Annotated in this window: 17 protein-coding genes; 9 read left to right on the forward strand and 8 right to left on the reverse strand. The window is 56.6% G+C overall.

The window, feature by feature from the left end:
- Positions 1–114: 114 nt before the first annotated feature.
- Positions 115–1,011, forward strand: coding sequence for a recombination-associated protein RdgC (locus AC6I6N_RS04935; RefSeq protein WP_497943274.1), 897 nt, complete (start codon positions 115–117; stop codon positions 1,009–1,011).
- A gap of 37 nt (positions 1,012–1,048) precedes the next feature.
- Here AC6I6N_RS04935 and AC6I6N_RS04940 read toward each other — a convergent pair whose 3' ends face one another.
- Positions 1,049–2,101, reverse strand: coding sequence for a helix-turn-helix domain-containing protein (locus tag AC6I6N_RS04940; protein ID WP_497943275.1), 1,053 nt, complete (start codon positions 2,099–2,101; stop codon positions 1,049–1,051).
- 114 nt (positions 2,102–2,215) lie between these two features.
- Here AC6I6N_RS04940 and AC6I6N_RS04945 point away from each other — a divergent pair, with 114 nt between their 5' ends.
- The 5 genes from AC6I6N_RS04945 (at position 2,216) to AC6I6N_RS04965 (ending at position 8,196) form a co-directional block, all read left to right on the forward strand.
- Positions 2,216–3,823: a long-chain-fatty-acid--CoA ligase gene (locus tag AC6I6N_RS04945; RefSeq protein ID WP_497943276.1), complete on the forward strand. Its 1,608-nt coding sequence runs from the start codon at positions 2,216–2,218 to the stop codon at positions 3,821–3,823.
- Between the two features lie 44 nt (positions 3,824–3,867).
- On the forward strand, positions 3,868–4,662 hold the full coding sequence (locus AC6I6N_RS04950) for a crotonase/enoyl-CoA hydratase family protein (protein WP_009461766.1): 795 nt from the start codon (positions 3,868–3,870) through the stop codon (positions 4,660–4,662).
- 51 nt (positions 4,663–4,713) lie between these two features.
- Positions 4,714–5,031 (forward strand): DUF485 domain-containing protein, encoded by a 318-nt coding sequence (locus AC6I6N_RS04955; RefSeq protein ID WP_094196968.1) that lies wholly within the window; start codon positions 4,714–4,716, stop codon positions 5,029–5,031.
- Positions 5,028–6,596 (forward strand): cation/acetate symporter ActP, encoded by a 1,569-nt coding sequence (gene actP, locus AC6I6N_RS04960; protein WP_094196969.1) that lies wholly within the window; start codon positions 5,028–5,030, stop codon positions 6,594–6,596. The genes AC6I6N_RS04955 and actP overlap by 4 nt, the downstream gene beginning before the upstream one ends.
- A 79-nt stretch (positions 6,597–6,675) precedes the next feature.
- Positions 6,676–8,196 carry a CoA-acylating methylmalonate-semialdehyde dehydrogenase gene (locus AC6I6N_RS04965; protein ID WP_497943277.1) on the forward strand — a complete coding sequence of 507 codons (1,521 nt, stop codon included), beginning with the start codon at positions 6,676–6,678 and terminating at the stop codon, positions 8,194–8,196.
- Positions 8,197–8,381: 185 nt separating this feature from the next.
- Here AC6I6N_RS04965 and AC6I6N_RS04970 read toward each other — a convergent pair whose 3' ends face one another.
- From AC6I6N_RS04970 to AC6I6N_RS04990, 5 genes are all read right to left on the reverse strand, one after another.
- The gene (locus tag AC6I6N_RS04970; RefSeq protein ID WP_094196971.1) at positions 8,382–9,677 is read right to left on the reverse strand and encodes an aspartate carbamoyltransferase; all 1,296 of its coding nucleotides are present in this window, start codon (positions 9,675–9,677) and stop codon (positions 8,382–8,384) included.
- A gap of 237 nt (positions 9,678–9,914) precedes the next feature.
- On the reverse strand, positions 9,915–10,295 hold the full coding sequence (locus AC6I6N_RS04975) for a hypothetical protein (RefSeq protein ID WP_497943278.1): 381 nt from the start codon (positions 10,293–10,295) through the stop codon (positions 9,915–9,917).
- Between the two features lie 114 nt (positions 10,296–10,409).
- Positions 10,410–10,997: a hypothetical protein gene (locus AC6I6N_RS04980; protein WP_094196973.1), complete on the reverse strand. Its 588-nt coding sequence runs from the start codon at positions 10,995–10,997 to the stop codon at positions 10,410–10,412.
- 74 nt (positions 10,998–11,071) lie between these two features.
- The gene (gene pbpC / locus AC6I6N_RS04985; protein WP_497943279.1) at positions 11,072–13,234 is read right to left on the reverse strand and encodes a penicillin-binding protein 1C; all 2,163 of its coding nucleotides are present in this window, start codon (positions 13,232–13,234) and stop codon (positions 11,072–11,074) included.
- The gene (locus AC6I6N_RS04990) at positions 13,218–19,127 is read right to left on the reverse strand and encodes an alpha-2-macroglobulin family protein (protein WP_497943280.1); all 5,910 of its coding nucleotides are present in this window, start codon (positions 19,125–19,127) and stop codon (positions 13,218–13,220) included. Before AC6I6N_RS04990 ends, pbpC begins: the two co-directional genes overlap by 17 nt.
- A 344-nt stretch (positions 19,128–19,471) precedes the next feature.
- On the opposite strand from AC6I6N_RS04990, the gene AC6I6N_RS04995 reads away from it, so the two are divergent.
- Entirely contained in the window at positions 19,472–20,008 is a 537-nt protein-coding gene (locus AC6I6N_RS04995; RefSeq protein ID WP_094196976.1) for a hypothetical protein, read from the forward strand.
- Between the two features lie 133 nt (positions 20,009–20,141).
- On the opposite strand, the gene AC6I6N_RS05000 is transcribed toward AC6I6N_RS04995, so the two are convergent.
- Together AC6I6N_RS05000 and hemN are read right to left on the reverse strand one after the other, a co-directional pair.
- Complete coding sequence (locus tag AC6I6N_RS05000) at positions 20,142–21,290, reverse strand: NAD(P)H-dependent flavin oxidoreductase (RefSeq protein ID WP_094196977.1); 1,149 nt, start codon at positions 21,288–21,290, stop codon at positions 20,142–20,144.
- A gap of 122 nt (positions 21,291–21,412) precedes the next feature.
- Positions 21,413–22,834, reverse strand: a complete 1,422-nt coding sequence (hemN, locus tag AC6I6N_RS05005; protein ID WP_108727600.1) for an oxygen-independent coproporphyrinogen III oxidase — start codon at positions 22,832–22,834, stop codon at positions 21,413–21,415.
- 196 nt (positions 22,835–23,030) lie between these two features.
- On the opposite strand from hemN, the gene AC6I6N_RS05010 reads away from it, so the two are divergent.
- Together AC6I6N_RS05010 and AC6I6N_RS05015 are read left to right on the forward strand one after the other, a co-directional pair.
- Entirely contained in the window at positions 23,031–25,958 is a 2,928-nt protein-coding gene (locus tag AC6I6N_RS05010; protein WP_094196979.1) for a monovalent cation/H+ antiporter subunit A, read from the forward strand.
- Positions 25,958–26,299, forward strand: a complete 342-nt coding sequence (locus AC6I6N_RS05015; protein ID WP_094196980.1) for a Na+/H+ antiporter subunit C — start codon at positions 25,958–25,960, stop codon at positions 26,297–26,299. The genes AC6I6N_RS05010 and AC6I6N_RS05015 overlap by 1 nt, the downstream gene beginning before the upstream one ends.
- Positions 26,300–26,303 lie beyond the last annotated feature (4 nt).

Raw genomic sequence — 26,303 nt, forward strand, 5'->3', positions numbered from 1 at the left:
AATGCAAGGGTCCGTAAATGGCGGGGCGACACAGGAAGATCTGCGCGTACAATCGAACATTGCCTCGGGCTTTAACGCCCGCCCCTTTTCTTCTGTTTATTTATCTTCGTATCCATGTGGTTTAAGAATCTACGCATCTATCGCCTCTCCCCCGACTGGGTATGTTCCGCCGAAGAGCTGGAAGAAGCTCTTTCCAAACACAGCTTCACCCCTGGTTCCAGCCAGGAGCCGCTAAGCCTGGGCTGGGTCAGCCCACGCGAGAACAACGCCCTGGTGCATGAAGTCAACGGTCAGTACCTGATCGCCCTGCGCGCCGAAAAGAAGCTGCTGCCCACCACCGTGATCAATCAGGTCGCTCGTGAAAAGGCACGTGATATCGAAGAGCAGCAAGGCTACAAACCCGGCCGCAAGCAAATGAAGGAAATCAAAGAACAAGTCATTGTGGACTTGATGCCGCGTGCCTTCGCCGTCTCGCGCGACACCCGTGTGTGGCTGGATACGCGCAACCACTGGCTGGCCATCGATGCCGCCGCCACGGCCAAGAGCGACGAAGTGCTGGGCCTGCTGGCCAAGAGCGTGGAACCCTTCCCCGTGCAGCCTCTGTACACCGAGCAATCGCCTGGTGCGGCCATGACCTCCTGGCTGGTCGACGAAGAGCAACTGGCCAACTTCACGGTCGACCAGGACACCGAGCTGCGCTCCACCGGCGACAGCGGTGCCGCCGTGCGCTACGTAAAGCAAAGCGCCGACATTGACGAAGTGCGCAAGCACGTTGAAGCCGGCAAGCAATGCACTCGTTTGGCCATGACCTGGGCGGATCGCATCAGCTTTGTACTGACCGATGCGCTGGACATCAAACGCGTGGCCCCGCTGGACATCCTGACTGAAAAACAAGATGTGACGGCCGTCAACGATGACGAAATCTTTGATGCCGACTTGACCTTGATGACCTCCGAGCTGGCCAAGATGATCAGCGATCTGGTCGAAGTCCTGGGCGGCGAACGCAAGTAAAGGCCAGGCCGGGCTCAAACCCGGCCAGGGCCGCCCTTCAGGCCAGCTCCTGCTGGGCGGCGCGATACACACCGGGCGTCATGCCCGTCCAATGACGGAAAGCCCGGTGAAATGTCGCTGGCGAACTGAACTTCAATGCGTAAGCAATTTCAGCCAGCGACATATCCTTGCGCAACAATTTAAAAATCGCCAAATCTCGGCGCAACTCATCCTTGATTCCCTGAAACGACAGGCCTTCTTCTTGCAGCCTGCGTATCAGCGTGCGCGCCGACATATGCAATTTTCCGGACACGTCTTGCAAGGTGTGGCCCAAATCGGTATGCAGAATCTCCCGCACTTTCAGGCGCAAGGCGTGCTCGTGATAGGAGGTAAAAATCCAGTCACGCGGCGCCCGTTCCAGAAAGGCCCTGGCCTCTACCTGAGTGCGTTGCGGACGCACCTGGCCCAGCTCCGCCCCGAACAAGATGTGGGAGTACGGCGCATCAAAACTGACTAAAGCCGGAAACAGCACCGAGTAGTCCGCCGCAAAAGCCGGCCTCGGAAACGCAAAGGCCACTTGCTGCACGGGCACCTCGCGCCCCATCAGCCAGGACACAATCCCGTGTGTCAATTTCAGCATCAGAGCATGACCGAAACGATGCACATAGGCGGTGGGGTAGCGCGGCACCAGTTCAATACCCAATTCTTTATCCGTGCGTATCAGGTTCAGGCTGAAATCATCCAGCAGCAAATTCCAGAACTGGGTGAAGCGATACAAGGCCACATTGATGGACGGCGCATCCCGCACGGTACGCACAATGTATTTCAAGGCCCCGGCACGTATGGGCCGAGTCCAGAAACCCATCATCTCATCGCCCGTTTTCCTAGCGCTTTCCTGATACAAGCGCACTAATTGATCACGCGTCAAACGAGCGCCGGGCCGATCAATAAAGTCTTTCACGATGCCCGCCTGCTTCAGGCAGTGATCCAGCACCTCTTCGGAATAGCTGGTGCGCAGGCTGTGAAACCAGTCCTGAACCAGATCCAGCGCCACGGTGGCGGTATGGGCTGCATCAACGGGCACCGGGAGCGTGCCGGGCAAAGCATTCATTTCCTATGACCTCTCAAAGATTGTCACTTTTTGCATATTCGACGTCAGTATTCGCTATTGGGTAAGGTGCTAAACCATCCTATGCTGACACACATAATACAAGGAGACATCACCATGTTAGGCACTGGAAATATGATGCATATGCCCTTGCTCATCAGTTCAATTCTCACCCACGCCGTAGAGAATAACCCTGAGCAGGAGATTGTTACCGCTTTGGATAATGGCGAGCTTCATCGCTACAGCTATCTTGAATTTGCCCACCGGGTTCAGGATCTGGCTCTGGGACTGCGCCGCGAAGGTCTGCAGCCCGGCGAACGCGTGGCGACATTGGCATGGAACACCTACCGCCACCTGGAAATTTACTACGCCACCTCGGGCATCGGTCTGATCTGTCACACCGTGAACCCGCGTCTGACGCGCGAGCAAATTGCCTTCATCATCAATGATGCCCAAGACACGGTGATGTTCTACGACGAACATTTCGAAGAAATGGTCAGCTATCTGCGCGACCACTGCCCCACCGTTAAGCAGTGGGTACGCATGGGCAGTGAAGCTCAAGGCCCTTTGGCCGACGAATACGAAAGCTGGCTGGGCAACGACACGACGGGCTTTGAATGGCCCGTGTTTGACGAGAATACCGCCAGCGGCCTGTGCTACACCTCTGGCACCACAGGCGATCCCAAAGGCGCGCTGTACACCCATCGCTCCACTCTCTTGCATGCCTACGCCTCGGCCCACCCGAACGCACTGTGCATTGCCAGCGCTGACGCCGTCATGCCTTTGGTCCCCATGTTTCACGTCAATGCCTGGGGCCTGCCTTACTCCGGCCTGATGTCCGGTGCCAAGCTGGTGCTGCCCGGTGCCAACCTTCAAGGCGAGCGCATTTATTCCCTGTGCGAACGCGCTGGCGTCACCTTGTCTGCCGGTGTACCCACCATATGGAAAACCGTGCTGGACTATGCCAAAGCCAATCGCAAACAGTTCAGCACCCTGGGCCGCATTCTGATCGGTGGCTCAGCTTGCCCACCCAATATGATCGCAGCCTGGGCGGGCTACGGCATTACCGTGCGCCACGCCTGGGGCATGACGGAAACCTCGCCGCTGGGCACGGTGTGCCAATTGCTGCCCAAACACAAGGACTTGCCCGAAGCCCAGAAACAGCACGTGCTGGCCTCGCAAGGCCGCGCCCTGTTCGGCGCACGCCTGAAAACCGTTGACGACGAAGGCAATACCCTGCCACGCGATGGCAAGAGCAGCGGCCACCTGCTGATCCAGGGCAACTGGATCATGGACCGCTACTACGGCAAACCCGACCTGGCCAGTGAAAACGGCTGGTTCCGCACGGGCGACGTAGGCTCCATCGATGCCGACGGCTACGTCTACATTACCGACCGCAGCAAGGATGTGATCAAGTCCGGCGGCGAATGGATCTCCTCGATCGAGATCGAAAACATCGCCATGGAAGAGCCTTTGGTTGAGCTGGCTGCCTGCATCGCCCAGGCCGACGACAAATGGGGCGAACGCCCCGTGCTGTTCGTGGTGCCACGCGAAGGCGCGGATCTGGACGAGGCCCACATGCTGGAGCGCTATCAGGACCGCGTCACCCGCTGGTCGGTGCCCGACAAAGTAATTTTCATCGACCAGATGCCCATGACGGCAACTGGAAAGATTCAAAAAATGGCATTGCGCAAAATGCTGGCGGATCAAACCGATCCCAGCTGATTTGCACCACTGCCTTCGCATTTACGTAACACAAGGAGTTTTTTATGGCCGCCCCTTTCCTGCTCACCACCGAGTTGGACAACATCGGAATTGTCACGCTGAACAAGGCGCACAAGCGCAACGCTCTGGATGAAGATGCCATTGCTGAAATTGATGCCTACTTCTCCAATATTCCCGAGCACATCCGGGTCATTCTGATGAAGGCAGAAGGCGACCATTTCTGCGCGGGCCTGGACCTGAAAGAACACCATGACAAGGAACGCGGCGCCGTGGATTTTCTGCGCGTCTGCCAAAGCTGGCACCGTGCTTTTGACAAGATCGAACACGGCGGCATCCCCGTCATTGCCTGCCTGCAAGGCGCGGTCGTGGGTGGGGGCCTGGAACTGGCCAGCGCAGCGCACATTCGCGTGGCCGACAGCAGCACCTTCTTTGCCCTGCCTGAAGGCACACGCGGCATCTTTACCGGCGGTGGCGCTACCGTTCGCACCGCAAAAATCATTTCTCCCAACCGCATGATCGAACTGATGCTGACAGGTCGGGTGCTCGATGCCGTGGAAGGAGAGCGACTGGGGCTGGCGCATTACGTATGCAACAACGAAGCCAATCCCAAAACAGCCTATGAGCTGAGCCTGGAACTGGCCCAGCGCATTGCAGGCAATGCCATCTTGTCGAACTACGCCATTGTCAGCTCGATCAGCCGCATTGCCGATATGTCTGCCACCGACGGCCTCTTTGCCGAGGGCTTGATGGCAGCGGTAGTACAGACCGGGCGGGATGTTCAAGAACGCTTGGGCGAGTTTGTTAATAAGAAAGCTCATAAAGTGAAGCCGACCAAATAATATCGGCCAGGCGGACATGGGCAGTAATCACAACAATACGGAGACAAAACCATGCTGTCGCATCAAGAGTTAAGCCGGAAACTAGCCGGACTACAAGAATATGAGCAACTCAAGTCGCAGCGGCGGCGTCTGGCATTTGCCTGCGCCGGCCTCTGCCTGGGGCTGACGGGCCTGCTCATCGTAACGGCCATTTTTTGGCCCGGCGTTCTAACCCATGAGCTGGGCAGTGGAGGAGCTGTCAACAGTGGCATGGTGTACGGAATAGGACTGATTTTTGTGTCCTGGTTATTAACCGGCGTGTATATCCATATCGCCAACACCCGCTTTGACCCGCTGTGCGAGCGAGTACTGGCAAAGGTACGCCCATGAATACACAAGCCATTCTGATCTTTGCGGCTTTTGTCCTGGTTACCCTGGGCATTACCTACTGGGCCTCGTCGCGCACACGTTCCAGCTCGGACTTTTACACGGCAGGAGGCGGCATTACCGGCACGCAAAATGGCCTGGCCATTGTGGGCGACTACATGTCCGCTGCAACCTTGCTGGGCATTTCGTCCCTGGCCTTTACCAACGGCTTTGACTCGCTGCTGTATGCGGTTTGCGCCTTCATGGGCTGGCCGATCATCATGTTTCTGATTGCCGAGCGCCTGCGCAACCTGGGCCGCTACACCTTGAGCGACATCGTCTCATACCGGCTGGATGAACGCAGCACGCGCATCTTTACTGCGATCAGCTCGCTGACGGTAGTGCTGTTTTACCTGATCGTGCAAATGGTCGGCGCAGGGCAACTGGTGCAACTGCTGTTTGGCATCGACTACACCTATGCCGTGGTGGCCGTGGGCTTGCTCATGATGGTGTACGTCGTGGTGGGCGGCATGGTGGCAACCACCTGGGTACAGATCATCAAGGCGATTTTGATGATGGGTAATGGCTTTTTGATGGCTGCCCTGGCCATGTGGTATTTCAACTTTGACTTTTCTGCCATGGTCAGCGCTGCTGCCGATCATCATCAGGCAGGCCAAGCCATGAAGGGCCCCTGGAAGCTGATGGCCGATCCGTTCTCGGGTCTGTCCCTGGCCGTTTCCCTGGTGTTTGGCATTGCAGGTCTGCCCCACATCATGATGCGTTTTTTCACCGTACCTGATGCACGCGCAGCCCGTAAATCGGTATTCGTGGCAACCGGGCTGATGGGCGTGTTCTTTGTGGTGATCTGCTTTCTGGGTCTGGCTGCCATGGCCATCTTGCCCAACCACCCCGAGTTCTATGTGGATGGCAAGGTTGGGGGCATGGTGTTGGGCGGCTCGAACATGCCTATCATGCATCTGGCAACGGCCTTGGGCGGCAATCTGCTGTTTGGTTTGCTGGCCGCCGTGTCCTTTGCCACGATTCTGGCCGTGGTCAGTGGCCTGACCTTGGCAGGAGCATCAGCGGTCGCTCACGATCTGTACGCCAAAGTCATCCGCCGTGACGACGTCACGCCATCGCAAGCCATGCGCGTCAACCGCCTGGCATCAATCGGTATTGGGTTCGTGGCCATTTTTCTGGGCCTGTTGTTCCGTGGCCAAAACGTGGCTTTCCTGGTTGCCCTGGCCTTCAGTATTGCCGCCTCGGCTAACTTCCCGGTCTTGCTGATGTCCATGTACTGGCGCGGTGTCACTACCCGAGGCGTTATCTATGGCGGTTTGAGCGGCCTGCTCGTGGCGCTGGGCCTGGTGATTCTGTCTCCAGCCGTGTGGGTACGCATTCTGGGCTTTTCCGAGGCAGTATTCCCGTATGACTTCCCCACCCTGATTTCCATGCCTTTGGCATTTTTCATGATCTACTTTGTATCAAAACTGGACAACAGCCGTCGCGCCAGCCAAGACCGTGATGGGTTTGACGCCCAGCAAGTCCGCGCTGAAACCGCAGTTGGTATTGCCGCTGTGTCTCACTAGGTACCTGGTACGCTGGCGGTAGCCCGGCCCGATCAGGTTACCGCCCCTTGTTTTAATTCATCCCAGCAGGAGCATCACCATGACAGAGTTAAACACCCCCGAAATTGCTCACTACATCGGAGGTGGCCAGCAGGCTGGCGCCGGTACCCGTACTCAACCGGTATACAACCCGGCCACCGGCCAGGTTAGCGCCAAAGTCAGACTGGGTAGCCAGCAAGATATTGACGCTGCGGTGGCCAGTGCCCAGGCCGCTTTCCCCGCCTGGGCCGACACCCCACCACTTCGCCGCGCCCGTGTCCTGTTCAATTTTTTGGCCTTGCTCAACGAGAACAAGGAAAAGCTGGCCGCCATGATTACGGCCGAGCATGGCAAGGTTCTGTCCGATGCAATGGGCGAAGTCACTCGCGGCATTGAAATTGTGGAGTTTGCTTGCGGCATTCCTCAACTGCTCAAAGGCGATTTCACCGAACAGGTCAGCACCAATATCGACAACTGGACCATGCGCCAGCCCCTGGGTGTGGTCGCGGGTATCACCCCTTTCAACTTTCCGGTCATGGTGCCCATGTGGATGTTCCCTGTAGCGATTGCTGCGGGCAACACCTTTGTGCTCAAACCCAGCCCTATCGACCCCAGCCCCAGCCTGTTTATTGCCGAGCTGCTGAAGCAGGCTGGCCTGCCCGATGGTGTGTTCAACGTGGTGCAAGGCGATAAAGACGCGGTTGAGGCCCTGGTCAATCATCAGGACGTGCAAGCCATATCCTTTGTGGGCTCCACCCCAATTGCCAACCGTATTTATGAAATGGGCGCCATTGGCGGCAAGCGCGTCCAGGCACTGGGTGGCGCCAAGAACCACCTGGTCGTCATGCCTGACGCCGACATCGACCTGACCGTGGACGCCCTTATCGGTGCCGCCTACGGTTCGGCAGGCGAGCGTTGCATGGCCATCTCAGTCGCTGTACTGGTGGGTGACTCTGCCGAGCGCATCCTGCCCAAGCTGGAAGAACGCACTCGCAGCCTGAAGATTCTGAACGGCACCAATGCAGCGGCAGAAATGGGCCCCATCGTGACGCAGCAAGCACGCGAGCGTATCAGCAGCTGCATCGACAAAGGTGTACAAGAAGGCGCCAAACTGCTGGTAGACGGTCGTAACTTTGACGGTGCCAAAGCCGGTGAAGGTTGCAAGGACGGCTTCTGGATGGGCGGTACCCTGTTCGATCACGTCACCCCCGACATGAGCGTCTATCAGGATGAAATCTTTGGCCCTGTTCTGTGCTGCGTACGTGTACCGGATCTAGCCAGTGCCATTGAACTGATCAACAAGCACCAGTTCGGCAACGGTGTCGCTTGCTTTACCAGCGACGGGAACGTGGCCCGTGAATTTGGCCGCCGTATCCACGTGGGTATGGTCGGTATCAACGTCCCAATTCCTGTCCCTATGGCCTGGCACGGTTTTGGTGGCTGGAAAAAGAGCCTGTTTGGCGACATGCACGCCTACGGTGAAGAAGGCGTGCGCTTTTACACACGCCAGAAATCCATCATGCAACGCTGGCCTGAGAGCATCTCCAAGGGTGCGGAATTTGCCATGCCTACATCCAAATAAACATGGATTTTCTGGGCTGAGCTTTCGCCTGCAAGCGACGATTCAGCGTGGCATGTCACCGCTATCAATCTGCTCACCCAGCCGATTTTAAAAGCGCTGTGATTAAAGACAAAAAACCGGGGCTCTGAATCAGAGCCCCGGTTTTTTTAATGCTGGCGCAGGATTAGCGCTGGCATCTACTCAACTTAGTACATGCCATGGAAAACCGCATCATCAGGACCGACGTGCGATGGCGGGTCCCAGGTCACATCACGCATGGAATGCTGCACCAGCGTCTCCACACCCAGCAGCACAGCAAAGATCGCCATACGTACGGGAATACCGTTGTCAGCCTGACGGAAGATAGCCAGGCGCGGGTCGTGGTTCAGGTCCACACTTAGATCATGGGCACCTTCGCGGCTATCGCGTGGCAGTGGGTGCATCACAATCACATCAGGGCCGCAGCAGCGGTCGATAATGGCTTTGTTAACCTGGAAGTCAGCCGTAAAGCTGCCATCCTGCCCTTCTTCAAAACGCTCTTTTTGCACTCGCGTGGCGTAAATCACATCCACGCCGGGCAGACCTTTTTCCAAGGAACTGGTCTGTTCAATGACATGCTTACCTTGCTTGGCAACCTGCTCCACAATGTGTTCAGGCATTTCCAGGCCGGGGGGCGAAATCAGGGTGAATTTCAGGCCACGGTACATGCCCAGCAGCTTGATCAGGGAGTGCACGGTACGGCCATATTTCAAGTCACCCACCAGGGCAATATGTGCGCCATCCAGCAACTTGCCCAGACGCGAAAACTCCGTGCTGATGGTGTACAGATCCAGCAAGGCCTGGCTGGGGTGTTCGCCAGCACCATCACCACCGTTCACCACAGGAATATTGGTGGCACGTGCAAATTCCGCGACCGAGCCTTGCTCAGGGTGACGGATCACCATGGCATCCACATAGCCGCTCATGACGCGGCTGGTGTCGTAAATGGACTCGCCTTTGGCCATGGAGGAAAAGGTAAAGCCGGTGGTGTCACATACCGAACCACCCAGGCGGCAAAAGGCCGAGCCGAAGCTGACGCGGGTGCGGGTGGAGGCTTCAAAAAACAGGTTACCCAGCACAGCACCTTCCAGCACGCGCGATACTTTTTGACGGCGGGCGATAGGCTGCATGATGTCGGCCAGGCTGCACAGCTCTTCCACGGTTTCACGGGTGAACTGGTCTACGGACAAGAGCTGATGTTTGCCGCCGGTAGCAATGCGATCACGCAAGGGACCGGACTGTGCGCTTTGCGCATATTTGCTCAGCAATGCTTCATTTTCCACGATTTCCGTGACAAACCGCTGCACCACTTCAGGCATGGCCCGCGACTCCAAAGAGCCTTCAGGCAGCAGCCAGGTATCCAATGCACGGCGTTTGACCCCAATACGTGCCGCAAAAACGTCACGAGTCAGGTTCAGGCGACGCATTGCATCACGCAAAAAAACTTGTTGGGAGACGGCCATATCAGCTCTCGCTTCTAAAACATACGCAATGCGTATATTTTAAGACCGCAATTGATCAAAAAGCGAGAAAGAATTGAACCCACTGCAGAAAATACAACGACAATCTACGCAGCCGCTCAGAGCCGCTGCTCGCTACGCGCACGGAGCAAAGCAAGACAACAATTAGGGATGCTGCCGATACGGCGTGGTAGAAGGTGCGGCCTGATCATCATTGGGCGCCAAGAGGCCCTCGTAATCTTACTGACCGGAGGTAAGCCACTCGCTATGCTGGTAGGCAAAATCAGCCAGGCCCAAGGTGCCCCAGACACCGATCACAAAAAGCGCCAGGCTCAAGGCCAGAAAGAAGGCCGAACAGAAACCGGGAATCCAGGCCCAGCGACGCCCTGATTTGGAGCTGTGCCACGCCAGGGTCCAATGGCTCCAGCACAAGGCCAGAAACGCCGAGACCAGCCCCATCAGAAAGACGAACAGGGGCAGACGTAAAAAAGCGGGGACAAAAACGGATCCGATCGCTCCAGTGCCCATCAACATGATGAATAAGAGCGCGGCCCCATGAAGGCTGATCAGAACCCGAAAAGAAAGGATATAAAAAGTAAAACTGCTGGGCGGGGTCACCATACCGACTTTCCTGTTTTTAACAAGAGGGGTGGGTGTGGACACCCACCGCATTTTTCAACAAGCCAGGCATGGATGAACCCAAGACCAGGGTGGCATTAAAGTCGTAAGCAGGGCTTACTTCTTGCCGTTGGTTTGTGTCGCTTCTTGACCGGCAATGGCACGCGCAGCAGCCAAGGCGTTAGCTTCAGTGCCCACCATGAAAATCAGGCGGCCATCTTTAACGGGCGAACCGTAAGCGGGAGCAGCCAACATCGTGTCACCCACGACCAACGCCAAGCGCTTTTTGGGGAACTGAGTGGTCACTTGCAGCAAACGTTGAGCCGCCTCTGGCGTTAAATCCAACGCCAACAAGCCTTCCTTGCTGTCGTTAGTACCGGCCTGTACGCCAACCAGATCCTGACGCACCACCACGGCACGCGGATTCACAAATAGAACACCATTGGGCTGGACATCGACGCGAGCCCAACCCGCTTGCTCCTGCGTGTCAGCCAGGAAAATCTGTACCGGTGCGGCTTGCTGCTGGGCACCTGCCTGTGCTTGAGGCTGCTGAGCGCCAGTTGCTGGCGTGGAGGGAGTTGTTTGCGTTGCGGTGCTGGAAGCACCAGCGGTATCGCTCGGTTTTTCTTGAACGGTCTGACAAGCGGCCAGTGCGACCAAGCCAACAGGAGCCAAAATTCGAGCGAGCGCGCGTAAAGTCATCATAATGAAGTTTCCCTCTCTCTTTACGAAGAATCAATAAGGATAGCAGTGTATCAGCCATGTAAAAGTGCAAGCGGTTAATCTTTGTTAAAGCTTGTCATTTGTGCACCTCTAATTTGTACGCTGACTTCATCCATTAAGCGACCGTGTTCCGTTTTCAATTCAATTCGCAGCGTTCCCGGCACCAGCGGAATTCGCAACTGTGCCCCCTTCCCCGCTTCTACTCCCTGCACCCACCACACCAAGGGCTCGGTAATCTGTCCTTGGGCCAGCAATCGCAGTTGCTGGTTTTGTGGTGGAATATCCGGATCCAGCGCGAAAATAGTGCCATTGACTGGTTCGCGAATACGGGCCGGGCCAGCATAGGCCTGTTCCACATCACTTAACACCACGCGATCAGTCTGCGTGCCTTCGACAAAAAATTCCTCACGGCTAGGTTCCATGGCAGGCAAAAACTCAATCTGCCGCCTCTGCACCTGAGCAGGCATAGCCGTTTGACGGCCGGGGCGACGCTGCTGCAGGATCGAAATCACCTCGTGCCAGATCGGTGCCGCACCGCTAACGCCTGATACATCTTGCATACTTTGACCGGCACTATTTCCCACCCAAACACCGACGGTAAAGTGCTCTGTCCACCCCAGGGCCCAGTTATCACGCATATCTTTACTGGTTCCGGTTTTAACCGCACTCCAAAACGGTGTACTCAAGGCACTGTCCAAACCAAAGGTCAGTACCCGCGCCTGACGGTCCGACAATATGTCGCCCACAATCCAGCTAGCGCCTGCATCCATCACAGGATGAAAGACAGCGCTTTGCTGGTCCATACGTGTTTGCACGGCTTGAGTCTGGCCTAAATTGGCCAGAGCACGGTAGGCATTGGTCAACTCCAACAAGCTGACATCCGCACTGCCCAAAGCCAAGCTATACCCATAGAAATCGCCATCCTGGCGCAGATTCATGCCTAACGCACGCAAGCGATCCACCAGATTGGCAGGCCCCAGCATGGTCAACACCCGCACAGCGGGGATATTCAACGAAGAGGCCAGGGCATTGCGCGCACTGACCCAACCCACAAACTGCTTGTCATAGTTTTGCGGGATATACAGGCCATTACCGGTGGACAAATTCAGCGGGGAATCCTCCAGCAAAGACGCCGCTGTCAACAGTCGCTTTTCAATCGCCATCTCATACAGAAAAGGCTTGAGCGTAGAGCCGGCCTGCCGCAAAGCGCGAGCATGATCCACCTCGGCCGCCTCGGACAGGTCACCACTAGACCCGACGTAGGCCAGAACCTGCCCGCTGTGATTGTCCAGCACCACAACGGCAGCATCCTGCACACGCGCGGTACTGAGATCGAGCAAGTGTCGCCGCATACTGGCCTGCACCTGCATTTGCAATCGCGTGTCCAAGCTTGTGTGGACACTGTCACCCGCTTTGATTTGCGGATTCTGATCCAAGACCCAACGGGCAAAATGCGGCGCCCGTTGAGCCTGCCCCAAGGGGGCTTGTCCGGCCCGGCGCAAAGCCACCGGCACCAGATTACTCAACGCTCGACATTGCTCGGCGCGCCCCATTTCCTGCAAGGTCAAACACGCCCGGCGTTCAACCGTCAAGGCCGAGGCATTCGGGCCGCGCAACAACACAGCGGCAATGGCCGACTCACGCGCGTCCAATGCTGCGGCCTGCTTTTGAAACAGGGTGCGCGCCATCGCATCCACCCCGATCAGCTCACCCCGGAAAGCCACCTGATTCAGATAGGTTTCCAAAATTTCGGGTTTGCTCCAGGTATCTTCCAACGATTGGGCCGCCACCACCTGATCCAGCTTTTGCCAGACCGAGCGCCCACCACGACCACCAAGCAGATCCTGGTCCATCAGACCGGCTAGCTGCATGGTAATGGTCGAGGCACCGCGACTCCGCCCGGCAAACAGACCATCCCAGGCCGCAGAGCCGACGGATAACCAATCCACCCCACCATGAGACTCAAAACGGCGGTCCTCAGACATCAGGACCGCCATTTGCAAAGCCGGAGAAATTTGCTCCAGCGCGACCCAGTCGCCGCGTCGTTGATGAAAGTCCAGACGGACTCGTTGGATAAGCTGGCCCTGGCGATCCAGAACCTGTACATCGGAAGAGCGGTACGCTTGCCGAACCTCCTCGTAGCTGGGGGTAGCCTGCCCAGGACTGGCCCACAGGGCCAGTCCCAGCACCAGCAGTCCTGCTTTACTTGACGGGTGCATCCACAACTTCCAGAACTTGCTCGTTAGGCCAGACGGCAAATACATCAGGCTCGTACAGGGCCTCAGCACGACTGGCTGGCAACACAAACTGGCCCACAGTGTTCAAACGCACCGTATAGCTGACCTCGGTCGTGCCTTCTTCAAAGCGCTCGTAGTAAGCACGGTAACCATCAAAGCGACGCTCGACGAAGCTGGGCCACTGGCCGGATTGTTCTTCACCGGCTGTTGCCATGGCAGAGTCGCGACCCAGGCCACTGCCCAAGATCGTGGCTCCGGCAGGAACTGGATCAGACACAACGACCCAGCTTGCCTGACCTTGGGCCTTGACCTTGATCTTCACGCGCATGATGTCGCCACGACTCCACACGCCAGGCTTGGCCTGCTCCACAGCCTCAATATGACGCTCCAGGCTCAAGCCAGCAGAGATAGGTTTGGTCACAGGCACCGCCGCCAGGGAACGGACGTCGATCCAGGCCTTGCCTTCGCCCATTTGCTCAACGCTCAGGTTATCGACCTGATCACCCCGCCAAGGCACGTCAATCTTGGCGGAACGCACACCCTGGCCGTCAGGCTTGAGCATGTCCCAGTCCACCACTTGGGCCGTTTCCGAGCCCAGAATCACCATGGACTGGCCGCTAGGTTGCTGTTCATGATGACGGCTGAACTGCTCAATGGCCAAGCTACCCAGAAGGTTTTCAGTGGTCATGCGCCATACACCCCGTTGCTGTTCTGCCAACAGACCTTGGGCCAGGCGAGGCATATCCTCGGTCCAGTCCGGCATCTGATTGGCCAGCAACATCAGGCGAGCCTGGTTGGTCACACGGCTGGTCATGGCCCATGGGCTGCCGTTAAGCGCATCCTCACCAAAGACCAGACGGGTACCACGACTGATCAGGCGTGCCTGAATCAGACCCATGGCTTCTTTACGCGTCTGCTCGGCTTTTTTGATGCCTGGCAAACGCTGAGTCAGATCAACCCAGGCCAGCAGAATTTCGGTTGGCCAGCTTTGCAGGTTCAGCTCCACCGAATCCAGCATATTGACGCGAGCGCGGTCGTACTTGGCCAACACAGCCGCAGCACGAATTACCTCGATATCACGCTCTTGACGAGACACCGTTTGCATAGTCGGGATTCGACCATTGACCACGTTCTCCAGGCCCTGCAGCATCTCGTTGCGCAAGCCATCCGGAATGGAGAAGTTCAGGCCAATGGATTCAGCAATATAGCTGATATCCAGGATGTAGCTGGTCAGCACACGACTGCCCCAACCGTAGTTGCTTGGGAAGTAACGCAGCAAACCATTCTGGTCCATATACGAAGGCATGCGCTGCATCAGACCAGCCCAAGCCTGTTCGGAACGCAGGCCCATGAAGCGCGAGGCTTGCTGCTCAAAGCAACTGTAAGGATAGCGTTCAAACCAGGCACGCACCCCTTCCATACCGCCGCCCAAAGAAGAGCGGAACAGCATCTGCAGCCCTCCTTGAACCACCCCTTGCTCGTTCTTCAAGGCACCAGCCGGTGCCTGCACCGACATGTTCAGGGGGGCATCAATACCCACAGCAACCAGTGTTCCCTGCTGAACGGTGATGGGGGTGGCAGTAAAGACCTCCTGCTTAATCGTCAGGCTGTCTTTGGCTGCTTTGCCCGTGACACCGGACTGCTGAACTTCCTGTGCATCAACCGTCCACTCCATTTGGTGCGAATCGGCCGATCCACTGGACAGTGGAACCGACATAGGCCAAACAAGCACTTTGGCCGAACCGGAAGCCAGCTCAACGGTTTGCTCAGGCAACTCTGCCGATGGCAAGCCTTTACCACGGTACTTCGCCTGCACTTTCACGGTCATGGCACGTGGGCTGCTATTACGCAGCGTCACCTGGGCCTGATAGTCATCGCCTTCACGGGCAATGGCAGGCAAACCGGAAATGATTTGCAGGTCTTGCGTGGTGACGATCTGGGCCGAACCGCTACCAAAGCGATCACCCGCCAGATCAGCCACAGCCACGATGCGGTACTGGGTCAGGGAGTCTTTCAGCGGGACAGTCACCGTTGCGCGACCCTGTGCGTCCAGCTCCACATTACCGTTCCACAGCAGCAAGGTATCCAGCAGCTCGCGAGTGGGGCTTTTGCCACCGCCACCACCGGCCGCTACGGCCTTGCGACCATAGTGACGACGCCCCACGATTTCAGACTGCGCCGTGGCGGTCTGCACGTTGTAGCCACGCAAGGCGCGCATGGCGTTAAGCAAGTTCCAGCTATTGTTCGGGCTCAGCTCCAGCAGGGCCTGATCCACCGCGGCCAAGGCCACAGACGCACCGGCTGCCGGTGTGCCATCGGACTTCAGAACCTGAATATCAACTTTGGCCTGTTCGCGAATGGCGTACTGGCTGCGGTCTGTCGTCACTTTCACATCCAGCGCATCTTGCTGGCTGCTGACTTCAATGCTGGCCAAACCAAAACGATAGCTGGGCTTGGACAAGTCCACGGTGGTCGTCGGGGCCACAAATTCGCCACCGCCTTCCGAGTAGGCCTTGTACCAGTTCAAAGGCTGACTCCAGCCCCAGCTAAAGAAGGAGTACCAAGGCACTTCACGCAGTCGGCCACGCAGCACCAGCACAGACACATAGACGTTCGGCCCCCACTCAGGCTTGATCTCTACACTGACGTTCGGGCTATCGCCCTCCAACTGAACCACTTGAGCCTGCAAGACTCCTTCACGCTCCACTGACACCAGGGCCGTGGCTTCGCGAAAAGGCATGCGCACCTGAAACTCGGCTGTCTCGCCAGGAGCCCAGGTCTTTTTCGCAGGAATCACGTCGATACGGTCATCGTTCTGACCACCAAACCACATATCGCCCGAACCGCTGACCCAAACACTACTGGCGGAGACCGACTCACGGCCTTCGCCATCACGCGCAATCGCACGCAGCTCGACCTGACCGCCCTTGTCCAGTTTCACATCACACTGCACCAGGCCTTGATCGTCACTGCGGCCCTCGCAGATCGTGCCCAGGTCTTCGCGCTGCTCCTGATTGTCGTAGCTGTAGAAGCCACCCACCATACGCTTGCGAATCGAGAAGCGCTGCACATTGGCAGCTTCAATCCGCACGGGCACGTTTCTCAGAGGCTTGCCGTCAGGGCTCACCGCAATGGCCGAGAGCTTGGTGGACGAACCGGCGGCCAACCAGCTACCCGCACGCAGACCAGCCACTACATCGGCAGGCCATACAGACACCGTTTGGGTCAGGGTCTGAATTTCACCGTTAAGATCGGCAAAGGTCGCTTCCACCAGAAATTCGGAAGGTCGATCCACCACAGGCAGATCATCCAGCTTGGCACGCAAACCTCCTTGAGCATCCAACTGGAGGCGCTGCTTGTTCAGAAAAACGCGCGCGTTCGAGGCGTCAGATTGCTCAACCGTCTGGGGAGGAGCAAAGCTATAGTCGTCATACGCGCTAAATGAAGGCGACTGGGTACGAACCACCGCCGACAACTGCACTGGTAAGAAGTCAGCAGGACCACCTGACAGATAGTGCAGTTGCAAATCAGCCTGCATCTGTTTGGGGCTAACCAGATAAGGACGATCCTGGCCATCACCCAACTTGATGCTGCCGCCCAAAACAGGCAACTTGAACTGTTCAACGCGAAACTCGCCAAAATTGAAGTACTGGTTTTCACCTTCGGTACGCAAACGGTAAACACCCAGCTCGGCATCCTTGGGGATCTTCCAGTCATTCAAGGCAAACACACTGCCAGCGGCGGTCTTTTGCCACTTCAAAGGCAACTCAATTCGCTTGCCGCTGCCATCATGCTCGACAATCATCGCCTCGGGATAACGATCGGGAGCCTTGAAACCGTCACGTACGCGTTCGCGCACGTAGTGCTTCATGTGCACCACTTCACCAGCACGAAACAGGCTGCGATCCATGACGGTGTGGGCCACAGGGTCGTCGCGACCGCCCCAGTTGTAGGGGACATTAAAGCGCCAGGGCTCGATACCCGAATTCCACTCGCTCAAGGCGAAGCTGAAATCAGCTTTTCCGCGCGCCATGGGGTTGCTTTTGTCGATGCGCGCTGTCACAAACAAGCCGGAAAGACCTGTTTCCTGGCAGTAGTCGGCGCTGTCCACTGACTGCGGATGGTGGAACATCCCGTCTTTGTCCGTCTCGCCCTGCACCAGTTCCTCGCCACGGCAGTTCATGACACGGATCTTGGCGCCCGGCACCACCTTGGCATCATCCAAGGTGGTCACCCAAACCAGCAAGTCGTCCCCCCCTTTTTTGATGTGTACACCCAGATTAGTCACCAGCACGGAGCTGCGCACGTACATGGTGCCTGCCGATTCCAGCAAAGACGCGCCCAAACGTGGGGAAGCAACTTCCAGCACATGAAAACCTGGCTCTTTGAGCGGCACACCAATTAGCTCAAAAGGACGTTCATCTTTTTGATCCATACCAGGCAGGTCCAGCTTCTTGACCTCTTTGCCGACCAGCAAAGGCTGAGCACGTAGGTCCAGTTGACCGTACTGATCAATCGGAGCGGTAATATGGAAATCGCCGCCCATCATGTCACGCAGTCGTTCCGCACTGACCCTCCAGGAATAATCCAGCTGACGCAGACGGGAATACCAGGCTAGGACCTCTCTATCATCCTTTACGGCCAAGGCCCCCACCTGACCGGCCGACACCAGCATTTGCTCAGTCGTGAGATCCGGCTCGACATTACGCAGGCTCAAGCCAATGGCCGGGGGATCAGAATCATCCGAACCCTCGCGATCGGCATGGCCGAAACGCTCCACAATCCCAAAAGGCTCCACGGCAAACTTCACCAGCGGCGGATACGTTGTGGTGCTCATCCCATTACTCAGAACCTGCGGGTTCTTAAGACTGCGGCCAGCGTCGTCAGTCAGGCCGTCCGGAATTTTGACCGTCAGCTTAGCGTTTTCAGGGAAAGGTCCCTGAAAACGCAGGTATTGGCCGGGGCCACGATCCTGCCATGCCTCATCACTATCAGACACAGGCTCCCAAACTTGTTGGCCCGCTTCCAAACGGATCTGGCTCAAGTACTCGTACGCGACGGGCGCGGAGAACTGAACACCGAAGCTGCCAACTGGCGTGCAAGGTGCTTCGGCGCGCTCTCGCATGCAAGAGAGCGAGGCCGTAAATTCAGGACGCACATTGAAATCGTAGGTGTAACGATCCGTATTAGGGACACCCTTGCGATTTTCGATCTGGGTCATGATGCCCGGCTCCAGCACCACCGACACGGTGGCATCGGCTGGCAAGGGCCGCGCACACTGCACGGCTTGGTAACGCTCGTCTACCTCATCCACATAGAACTCAGAGCGCACCATCGCATCGCGCTGGGCACCTTCAACCGCTTTCAGGCCAATGCGCTCGCCAATACCCTCTACCCGGCAATAGCCGTTCTTGATTAAAGAGCCGGTATTAACAGGCGCATTGAAACTGAATAGAAAAACCTGGTCCTCATCAATAATGTTGTAATACGGGCGGTTGCTTTCCAAAATGGCACCGCCAGAATTAAAACGATACTGAGCCGGCCCGCTGATCGCTTCATTGTTGATGCTGCGAAAGCTTTTGGACACGACCGCCGTACAACTCAACCCTGGCCCTGGGCGCTCGTCAAACTCATAAATCCAACGACGGGAATCGAGCCAGCGGCCCTGGCCAACCACAGCGGGATCATCACACTGCACCAGCACGGGCGCAGGTAATTGCGAATCCCCAAAATGGACAGCGGGTTTGGCAAAAGTAACTTTGACGTCCCGTAAATCTGATGTCGCCCCCTGAGGCGAAAAACTGCTTATCGTAATGGCTTGAGCGCTACTGACGCTCAGCAAGAACACCAAACCCAGCAAAGACTGGCGATGCATCGTTCTTCCCCTATGGAATATGCTATTTTCGGCGCCAGTTTAATGGAAATCAGCGCCTCTGAGCATGAATGAGAGACCTCAAAAGGACATAAAGAACACCACCAAGTGCAACAAAAAAAGACACGCTGATTTAAAAGCCTGCAATCTCACTTAAGGCAAACTCTGATGGCATTTGAAAGTAAAAATTTCATATGCGACCAATACCCCGCTTTTTTCCTAAAACAGGCGATATCAACTACGATTAGAAGCACAATTTCGCCACCCCTTACTGGAAACCCGGCCTACCCGCCCCATATGTGTTAAGGCTTGCACAGATCCCTCCGCCTTGATTTCAGGACAGACACATGAGCTCGATGACACTGCAGGAACTGGATAAAACCCGCGAAGAATGTCGCCAATTAATCAGTCGACGCGCCCTGCTATCGGCGGCCGCTGCCGTGGTCCCCATCCCCGGTGTGGATGTGGGCGCAGATGTGGCTATTTTGATGAAGGTCATTCCCATCATCAATGCCCGCTTTGGGCTGACCGCCAACGATGTGGACGCCCTAAGCCCGGAGCTTAAAAAACTGGTAGTCGTCGGTGGAACCAGCATGGGGCTGGGCATGGTGGGACGGGTTCTGACAACGGACCGTGTCATCAATATTCTGGTGCGCCTGGGAGCCAAAAAACTGGCCGGCAAATACGGCGCCAAATATGTCCCCTTGATTGGTAGTGCCATCTCGGCATCCATCAGCTTTGTCGTGCTGCGTAAAGTGGGCAACCAGCATATTGAAGAATGCTATGAAATTGCGCGACGCCTGGCGTTGGAAACGCAACGACATGAAGCGGTACATACGATCGATGGCAGTGAGCAAGGCCTGATACGTGAAATCAAGGACTAAAACCCTGTCGATGCTTTAGCTCTTATCAAGATCGCTCTTTGAATAGCTCAGATAAGCTGGACACAGTGAGCAAGCAGACAAAGTGTGACAAAGCGACGGGTCATTAACCCGCCCCCTCGTCATACTGCTCATTTTAGCCAGCAGGAACCACCCCAGGCGTTTTACTACGGCCATTCAACATATAGTCCATCAGCTCGCGCACCGACTTCATCGCCTTGCCAAAAGGCAGGGCTTCGGAACTGCGAAAGAACAGACCACGCTCCACATCCCCTTTCAAGGCGTAGGCTAGCTGACGGTCAATACAAAACTGACCATGACGCTGCACACCATCGCGCAAACCACAATGGGCCAGGCAATCAAAGCCTTCCGTGCAAGCACGCTCACGCGCCACCGATTGCAGTTTTTGCTCTTTGTGCAAATAGGCATCCAGCCAAGGCGTACGAACAGCGCGAGCGGGCAAGCCGGCCACACTCATGAATGTCACGATGTCCTTGGGCTCCGCATCCAACAAAACGCGCTTGAAGTTCTCATGCGCATCACCTTCTTCAGTGACCGCAAACGCTGTCCCCATTTGCACACCGTCTGCACCCCAATCCATTAATTGACGTAGTTGTTCAGGGCGGTGAATCCCGCCTGCGGCGATCAAGGGAATACGCTCGGCCTCCAGGCCCAGCTCGCGAAACAAGGCTCGGCAGCCCTCCAGCACACGCTGGAACGCATATTCAGGTTTGTTCAATGACTGATCGTCGGCGGCGCCCAGGTGACCTGCGGCATAACGGGGGTTTTCCAGAACGACGGCGTCCGGCAGACGCTTGCGACGCAGCCATTTCTTGACCAGCAGGGTGACGCCACGTACATCCGACAAGATAGGAATCAGGGCAACTTTGGGGTGATCCTGAACCAGTTCAGGCAAATCCAGGGGCAGGCCAGCGCCTACCACCACCGCGTCTGCGCCGCTCTCGCAGGACTGACGCACATATTCGGGATACTGCGAAACGGCCTTCATGATATTAACTGCAATCCCCCCCTTTCCCCCTGATCGCTCTCGAGCCCGATGAATTTCACGGTCCAGCGCCTGCAAATTAGCCGCATCGACTACGCCTTTTTCGACACCTCCCCCGGTGCTGTCCATGAGATCTTCGTGATGGCGTCGTAAATCCACGCTGGAGATCGTCCCCAGCCCTCCCAATGCGGCCACTGTACCCGCCAGCCGGGACGCCGAAATACCGACTCCCATGCCGCCTTGAACAATAGGCAAAAGCAGTTTTCCCTTCAGGGACATGAGACGTAAATCCGTCTTTAGCACGATGTTAATACCTTAGGTTGATGCAAGAACCTGCCGGCCACGTCGGGACCCGAAACAGGGCAATAGAATCGTGGCCGTCTGCAAAGACGGCCACTGTGTTAAATCAGGCGGGAATAGCGTGCACCGCTTTCCTGGCTCAAATACTTGTCGAACACCATGCTGTAGGCGCGCACAAACAGGCGACCTTTGGGCAACACCTGGATAGACTGGGAATCGACCGTCAGCAAGCCGGCTTGGGCATAGCTGTGGAGCTCTTGCAGCTCAGAAGAAAAATAGCTAGCAAAATCAATACCATAACGCGCTTCCAGACGCGCAATAGGCACAGGCATGCTGCACATCAAATGCATGATCACTTCCGCCCGCAGGCGATCGTCTTGCTGCATCACAATGCCGCGCTCGATCGGTAGACGCCCCTGATCTATATCGGCGTAGTAATTGCGCAGGCTGCGGGCATTTTGCACATGCATGGTCCCCACTTGACCGATAGACGACACACCGAAAGAGACCAGATCACAGGCTGCACGGGTGGTGTAACCCTGAAAGTTGCGGTGCAAGCTCCCGTCCAGACGGGCCAGATTCAGTTCATCGGTAGGCAGGGCAAAGTGATCCAGACCAATGTAAACATAGCCGGCGTCCAACAGACGCTGCGAAGACATCAGGAACAGTTGCAGACGCTGGTCGGCGTCAGGCAATTCTTCTTCGTTAATCAAGCGCTGAGCCTTAAAGCGCGTGGGCAAGTGCGCGTAGTTATAAAGAGCGATGCGATCTGGACGCAATTGCACCAGCGAGTCAATCGTGATGGCAAAGCTTTCTAGAGTCTGCAAAGGCAAACCGTAGATCAGATCCGTATTGATGGATTGAAAACCGGCCGCCCGGCTTTCTTCGATGGCGCGTTTGACCATCTCGAAGGGCTGAATACGATTAATCGCCTTTTGCACATTGGGGTCAAAGTCTTGCACCCCAAAACTGGTACGGTTAAAGCCCAGAGCCGCCAGGTTCTGGAGAGTGCCTTGCGCCAAGGTGCGTGGGTCGATTTCGATGCCCAACTCCGCATCGTCCGTAAACGCAAACTGCTCGTTAAGCTTGGCCATCAGACGAGCCAGTTGCTCGTTATCCAGGAACGTGGGCGAGCCGCCGCCCAAATGCAATTGTTCGGTGCGCCTGTCCGCATCCATGTATTGGGTAACCATGTCAATTTCGCGCAGCAGGTAATCCAGGTACTGCTCGCTCTTGCTACGGTCCTGCGTAATAATTTTATTGCAGGCACAAAAGTAGCAAAGCGACTGGCAAAACGGAATATGCAGGTACACCGACAAAGGGGGATTGCTGCTGCTCAAGGCCCGTCGCGATAGCTCGTGAATATAGGGCTGGGCGGGGAAGTCCTGAAAAAAACGGTCTGCGGTGGGATAGGAGGTATAACGTGGTCCAGAACGATCAAAGCGCCGGATCAGGGCTTCTGAGATTTCAATATCTTGCGCGGTCGGAGCACTGGTATCCGATGCTTCCAAAGTTTGCGGCATACAGGGGCCTCCTGAAAAAGACCGGTTTCTTCTAGTCAAGCATTTATTGTGAGAGAAAACCTCACGTATGCGCTTGACCTGCATCAAGCCCGCAAGAACTAAAAAAACGCTTTTTTTCTCGCAGTTGGACTGAAATTAGCCGCATATATCGTATTATTAAGCGCTAGCCGCCTAAATCACCGCCTGTTGGAGTCAGATGTATTTGCTCGTGATCCTAGCACTGCCGTTCATCGGTAGTTTGCTATCTTCCCTGATGCCCGCGAACTCTCGCAAACTCCAAGCATCTCTTGCAGGCGCTGTTGCCATTACCTGCACCCTACTGACTCTCTACGCCTATCCAGACATTGCTCGCGGAGAGGTGTTGGAGTCATCCCGTTCCTGGATTCCCGCTCATGGCTTGACCTTCAAGCTGCGCATGGACGGCTATGCCTGGCTGTTCAGTGTCATCATTACTGCCATGGGGGCCTTGATTGCCCTTTACGCGCATTATTACCTGTCAGCCCAAGATCCAGTCCGACGCTTCTTCTCCTTTCTACAAGCCTTTATGGGTTCGATGCTCGGCGTGGTGCTGTCGGGCAACCTGATCCAGTTGGTGGTGTTCTGGGAGCTGACGAGCATCTCCTCCTTCATGCTGATCGCCTACTGGTATCACCGCATGGATGCGCGCCGGGGTGCGCGTATGTCGCTGATCATCACCGGCACCGGGGGGTTCTGTTTACTGGCAGGTGTGCTCATGCTGGGCCAGGCCGCTGGCAGCTATGACCTGAGCGTGGTATTGGAGTCGGGCGAGCAGATTCGCAACCACCCTTGGTATACCGGGATGCTGATCCTGATTGCCTTGGGCGCGCTCACTAAAAGTGCCCAGTTCCCCTTTCATATCTGGCTACCCCATGCCATGGCCGCCCCCACTCCCGTGTCGGCGTATTTACACTCGGCCACCATGGTCAAGGCCGGCGTATTCCTGTTGGCACGCCTGTGGCCTGCACTGTCGGGCACGACAGAATGGGCTGTCATTATTGGTGGCGCCGGTCTGTGCTCTCTGACACTGGGAGCCTACGTAGCCATGTTCCAGCGCGATATGAAAGGCGTGCTGGCCTACTCCACCATTAGTCATCTGGGTCTGATTACCTTGCTGCTGGGGCTGAACAGCCCGCTTGCGCTGGTCGCGGCGCTGTTTCACATGATGAACCATGCCACCTTCAAGGCTTCCTTGTTCATGGCAGCCGGTATCGTGGACCACGAAACGGGAACCCGTAACCTGAATCGGCTATCCGGTCTGCGCCACGCCATGCCCTTGACAGCCACTCTGGCAACTGTCGCGGCAGCCGCCATGGCCGGCGTGCCCCTATTGAACGGCTTTATCTCCAAAGAAATGTTCTTTGCCGAGACCATTCTGGCCGGTAACGGCAATATCTGGGAGTACGCCCTGCCCGTTGTGGCGGTCATCGCCGGGGCCTTTAGCGTGGCCTATTCCCTACGCTTTATCGCCCAGGTCTTTTTTGGTCCTGTCGCCACCGACTTGCCACGACAGCCGCATGAGCCGCCTCGCCGCATGTTGATCCCCAGTGCCATTTTGGTGCTGACCTGTTTGTTGGTCGGTATTATTCCTAGCCTGACGTTTGGCCCCTTCCTGCATACTGCGGCCAACGCCATTCTGGGCGCTGAAATGCCCCAATACAACCTGGCCGTCTGGCATGGTTTCAACCTGCCCTTGATCATGAGCCTGCTTGCCACCGGCATGGGCGTGATCTTCGTTCTGATCATCAACCGTTTCTACAAAAATCGCCAAGGCCGCACGCCTTTGCTGACCCGTGCCGATGGCAGGCGCTTCTTTGAGCTGGCCATGGAATATCTGGAAGTGGCCGCAAACTGGGCGGTAGGCAAACTGTACTCGCCACGCCTGCAACGTCAGATGCTGCTGATCATTGTGGCAACACTCTGCGTTGCCGCCCTGCCTCTGGCCCGTGGAAACTGGTTCAAATCCACCATTTCTACACCCATTGACCCCTTCTTTGTCCTGATGTGGGCAGTGGGAATTGCCTGCGCGATTGGTGCTGCCCGTCAAGCCAAGTTCCACCGTCCGGCCTCCTTGTTGCTATCCGGAGGTGCCGGTCTGGTTACCAGCCTGACCTTTGCCTGGCTATCGGCCCCTGACCTGGCACTGACTCAATTGGCCGTAGAAGTAGTCACCGTGGTGCTGATTTTGTTGGGCCTGCGCTGGTTGCCACAACGGGTCAGCGATATACCCGGCAATCAGGACAAGAGTGCTCGCGCCCTGCTACGCCGTAGCCGCGATTTGATCATTGCCATTCTGGCCGGTTGCGGTATTGCTGTGCTGGCCTACGCCATGATGACGCGCCCTCACCCCAGCGGTATCTCCCCCTTCTTTGTCGAGAAAGCGCTGCCTCTGGGCGGCGGGGCCAACGTCGTGAACGTGATTCTGGTCGACTTCCGTGGCTTTGATACCTTTGGTGAAATCGTGGTGCTGGCTATTGTTGCCTTGACGGTCTTCGCCTTGCTGCGTCGTTTCCGCCCCCCCATTGAAGCCATTGCCCAGCCGCTGGCCCGTCGCCAGAACGTCAAGGACAGCCGCGAAGCTGTCTTTGTGGAGCCCGACCCCAAGACTGCCCTGCCCGAAGGCATCATGCAGATCCCTGCCGTCTTGCTGCGCTTGCTACTGCCTATCTCTACGCTGATCGCCTTGTACTTCCTGCTGCGCGGGCACAACCTGCCTGGTGGTGGTTTCGTGGGAGGCCTGATCATGGCAACCGGCATTATCTTGCAGTACATGGTCAGCGGCGTGGTGTGGATGGAATCCCGCCCACTGATTCAACCTCAAACCTGGATTGGCTTGGGTCTGTTGACCGCCGGTGTGGCCGCCATGCTGGTCTGGGCCTTTAACAAGCCCTTTCTATCGGCCCAAAGCTGGGATCTGCACCTGCCCCTGGTTGGCAATGTGCATACTTCCAGCGCACTGATTTTTGACATCGGCGTGTTCATGCTGGTGATTGGCTCCACCATCCTGATTTTGATCGCGTTGGCTCACCAGTCCCTACGTTTTTATCGCAAACTACCGTCGCTGCAATCCGCCTCGAACGCTTCATCCGGGATGGAGAACAAATAATGGAAATCGTGCTTTCAATTGCGATTGGTGTACTGGCCGGCTCAGGCGTTTGGCTCCTGCTGCGCCCACGTACTTTTCAGGTCATCATGGGACTGGCTTTAGTGTCCTACGCCGTGAACCTGTTCATCTTCAGTATGGGTAGGCTCAAAATCAGCGCCGCTCCCGTTATCAACGCCAGCAAACAGGGGGTGGACTATGCGGACCCCCTGCCCCAAGCTTTGGTGTTGACCGCAATTGTGATTGGCTTTGCCACCACCGCCCTGTTTCTGGTCGTCATTCTGGCCAATCGCGGCCTGAGCGGCACTGACCACGTTGATGGCCGCGAGGAAGACGATCTGTGAGTCT

It is taken from the genome of Alcaligenes sp. LTN-3 (assembly GCF_059735605.1).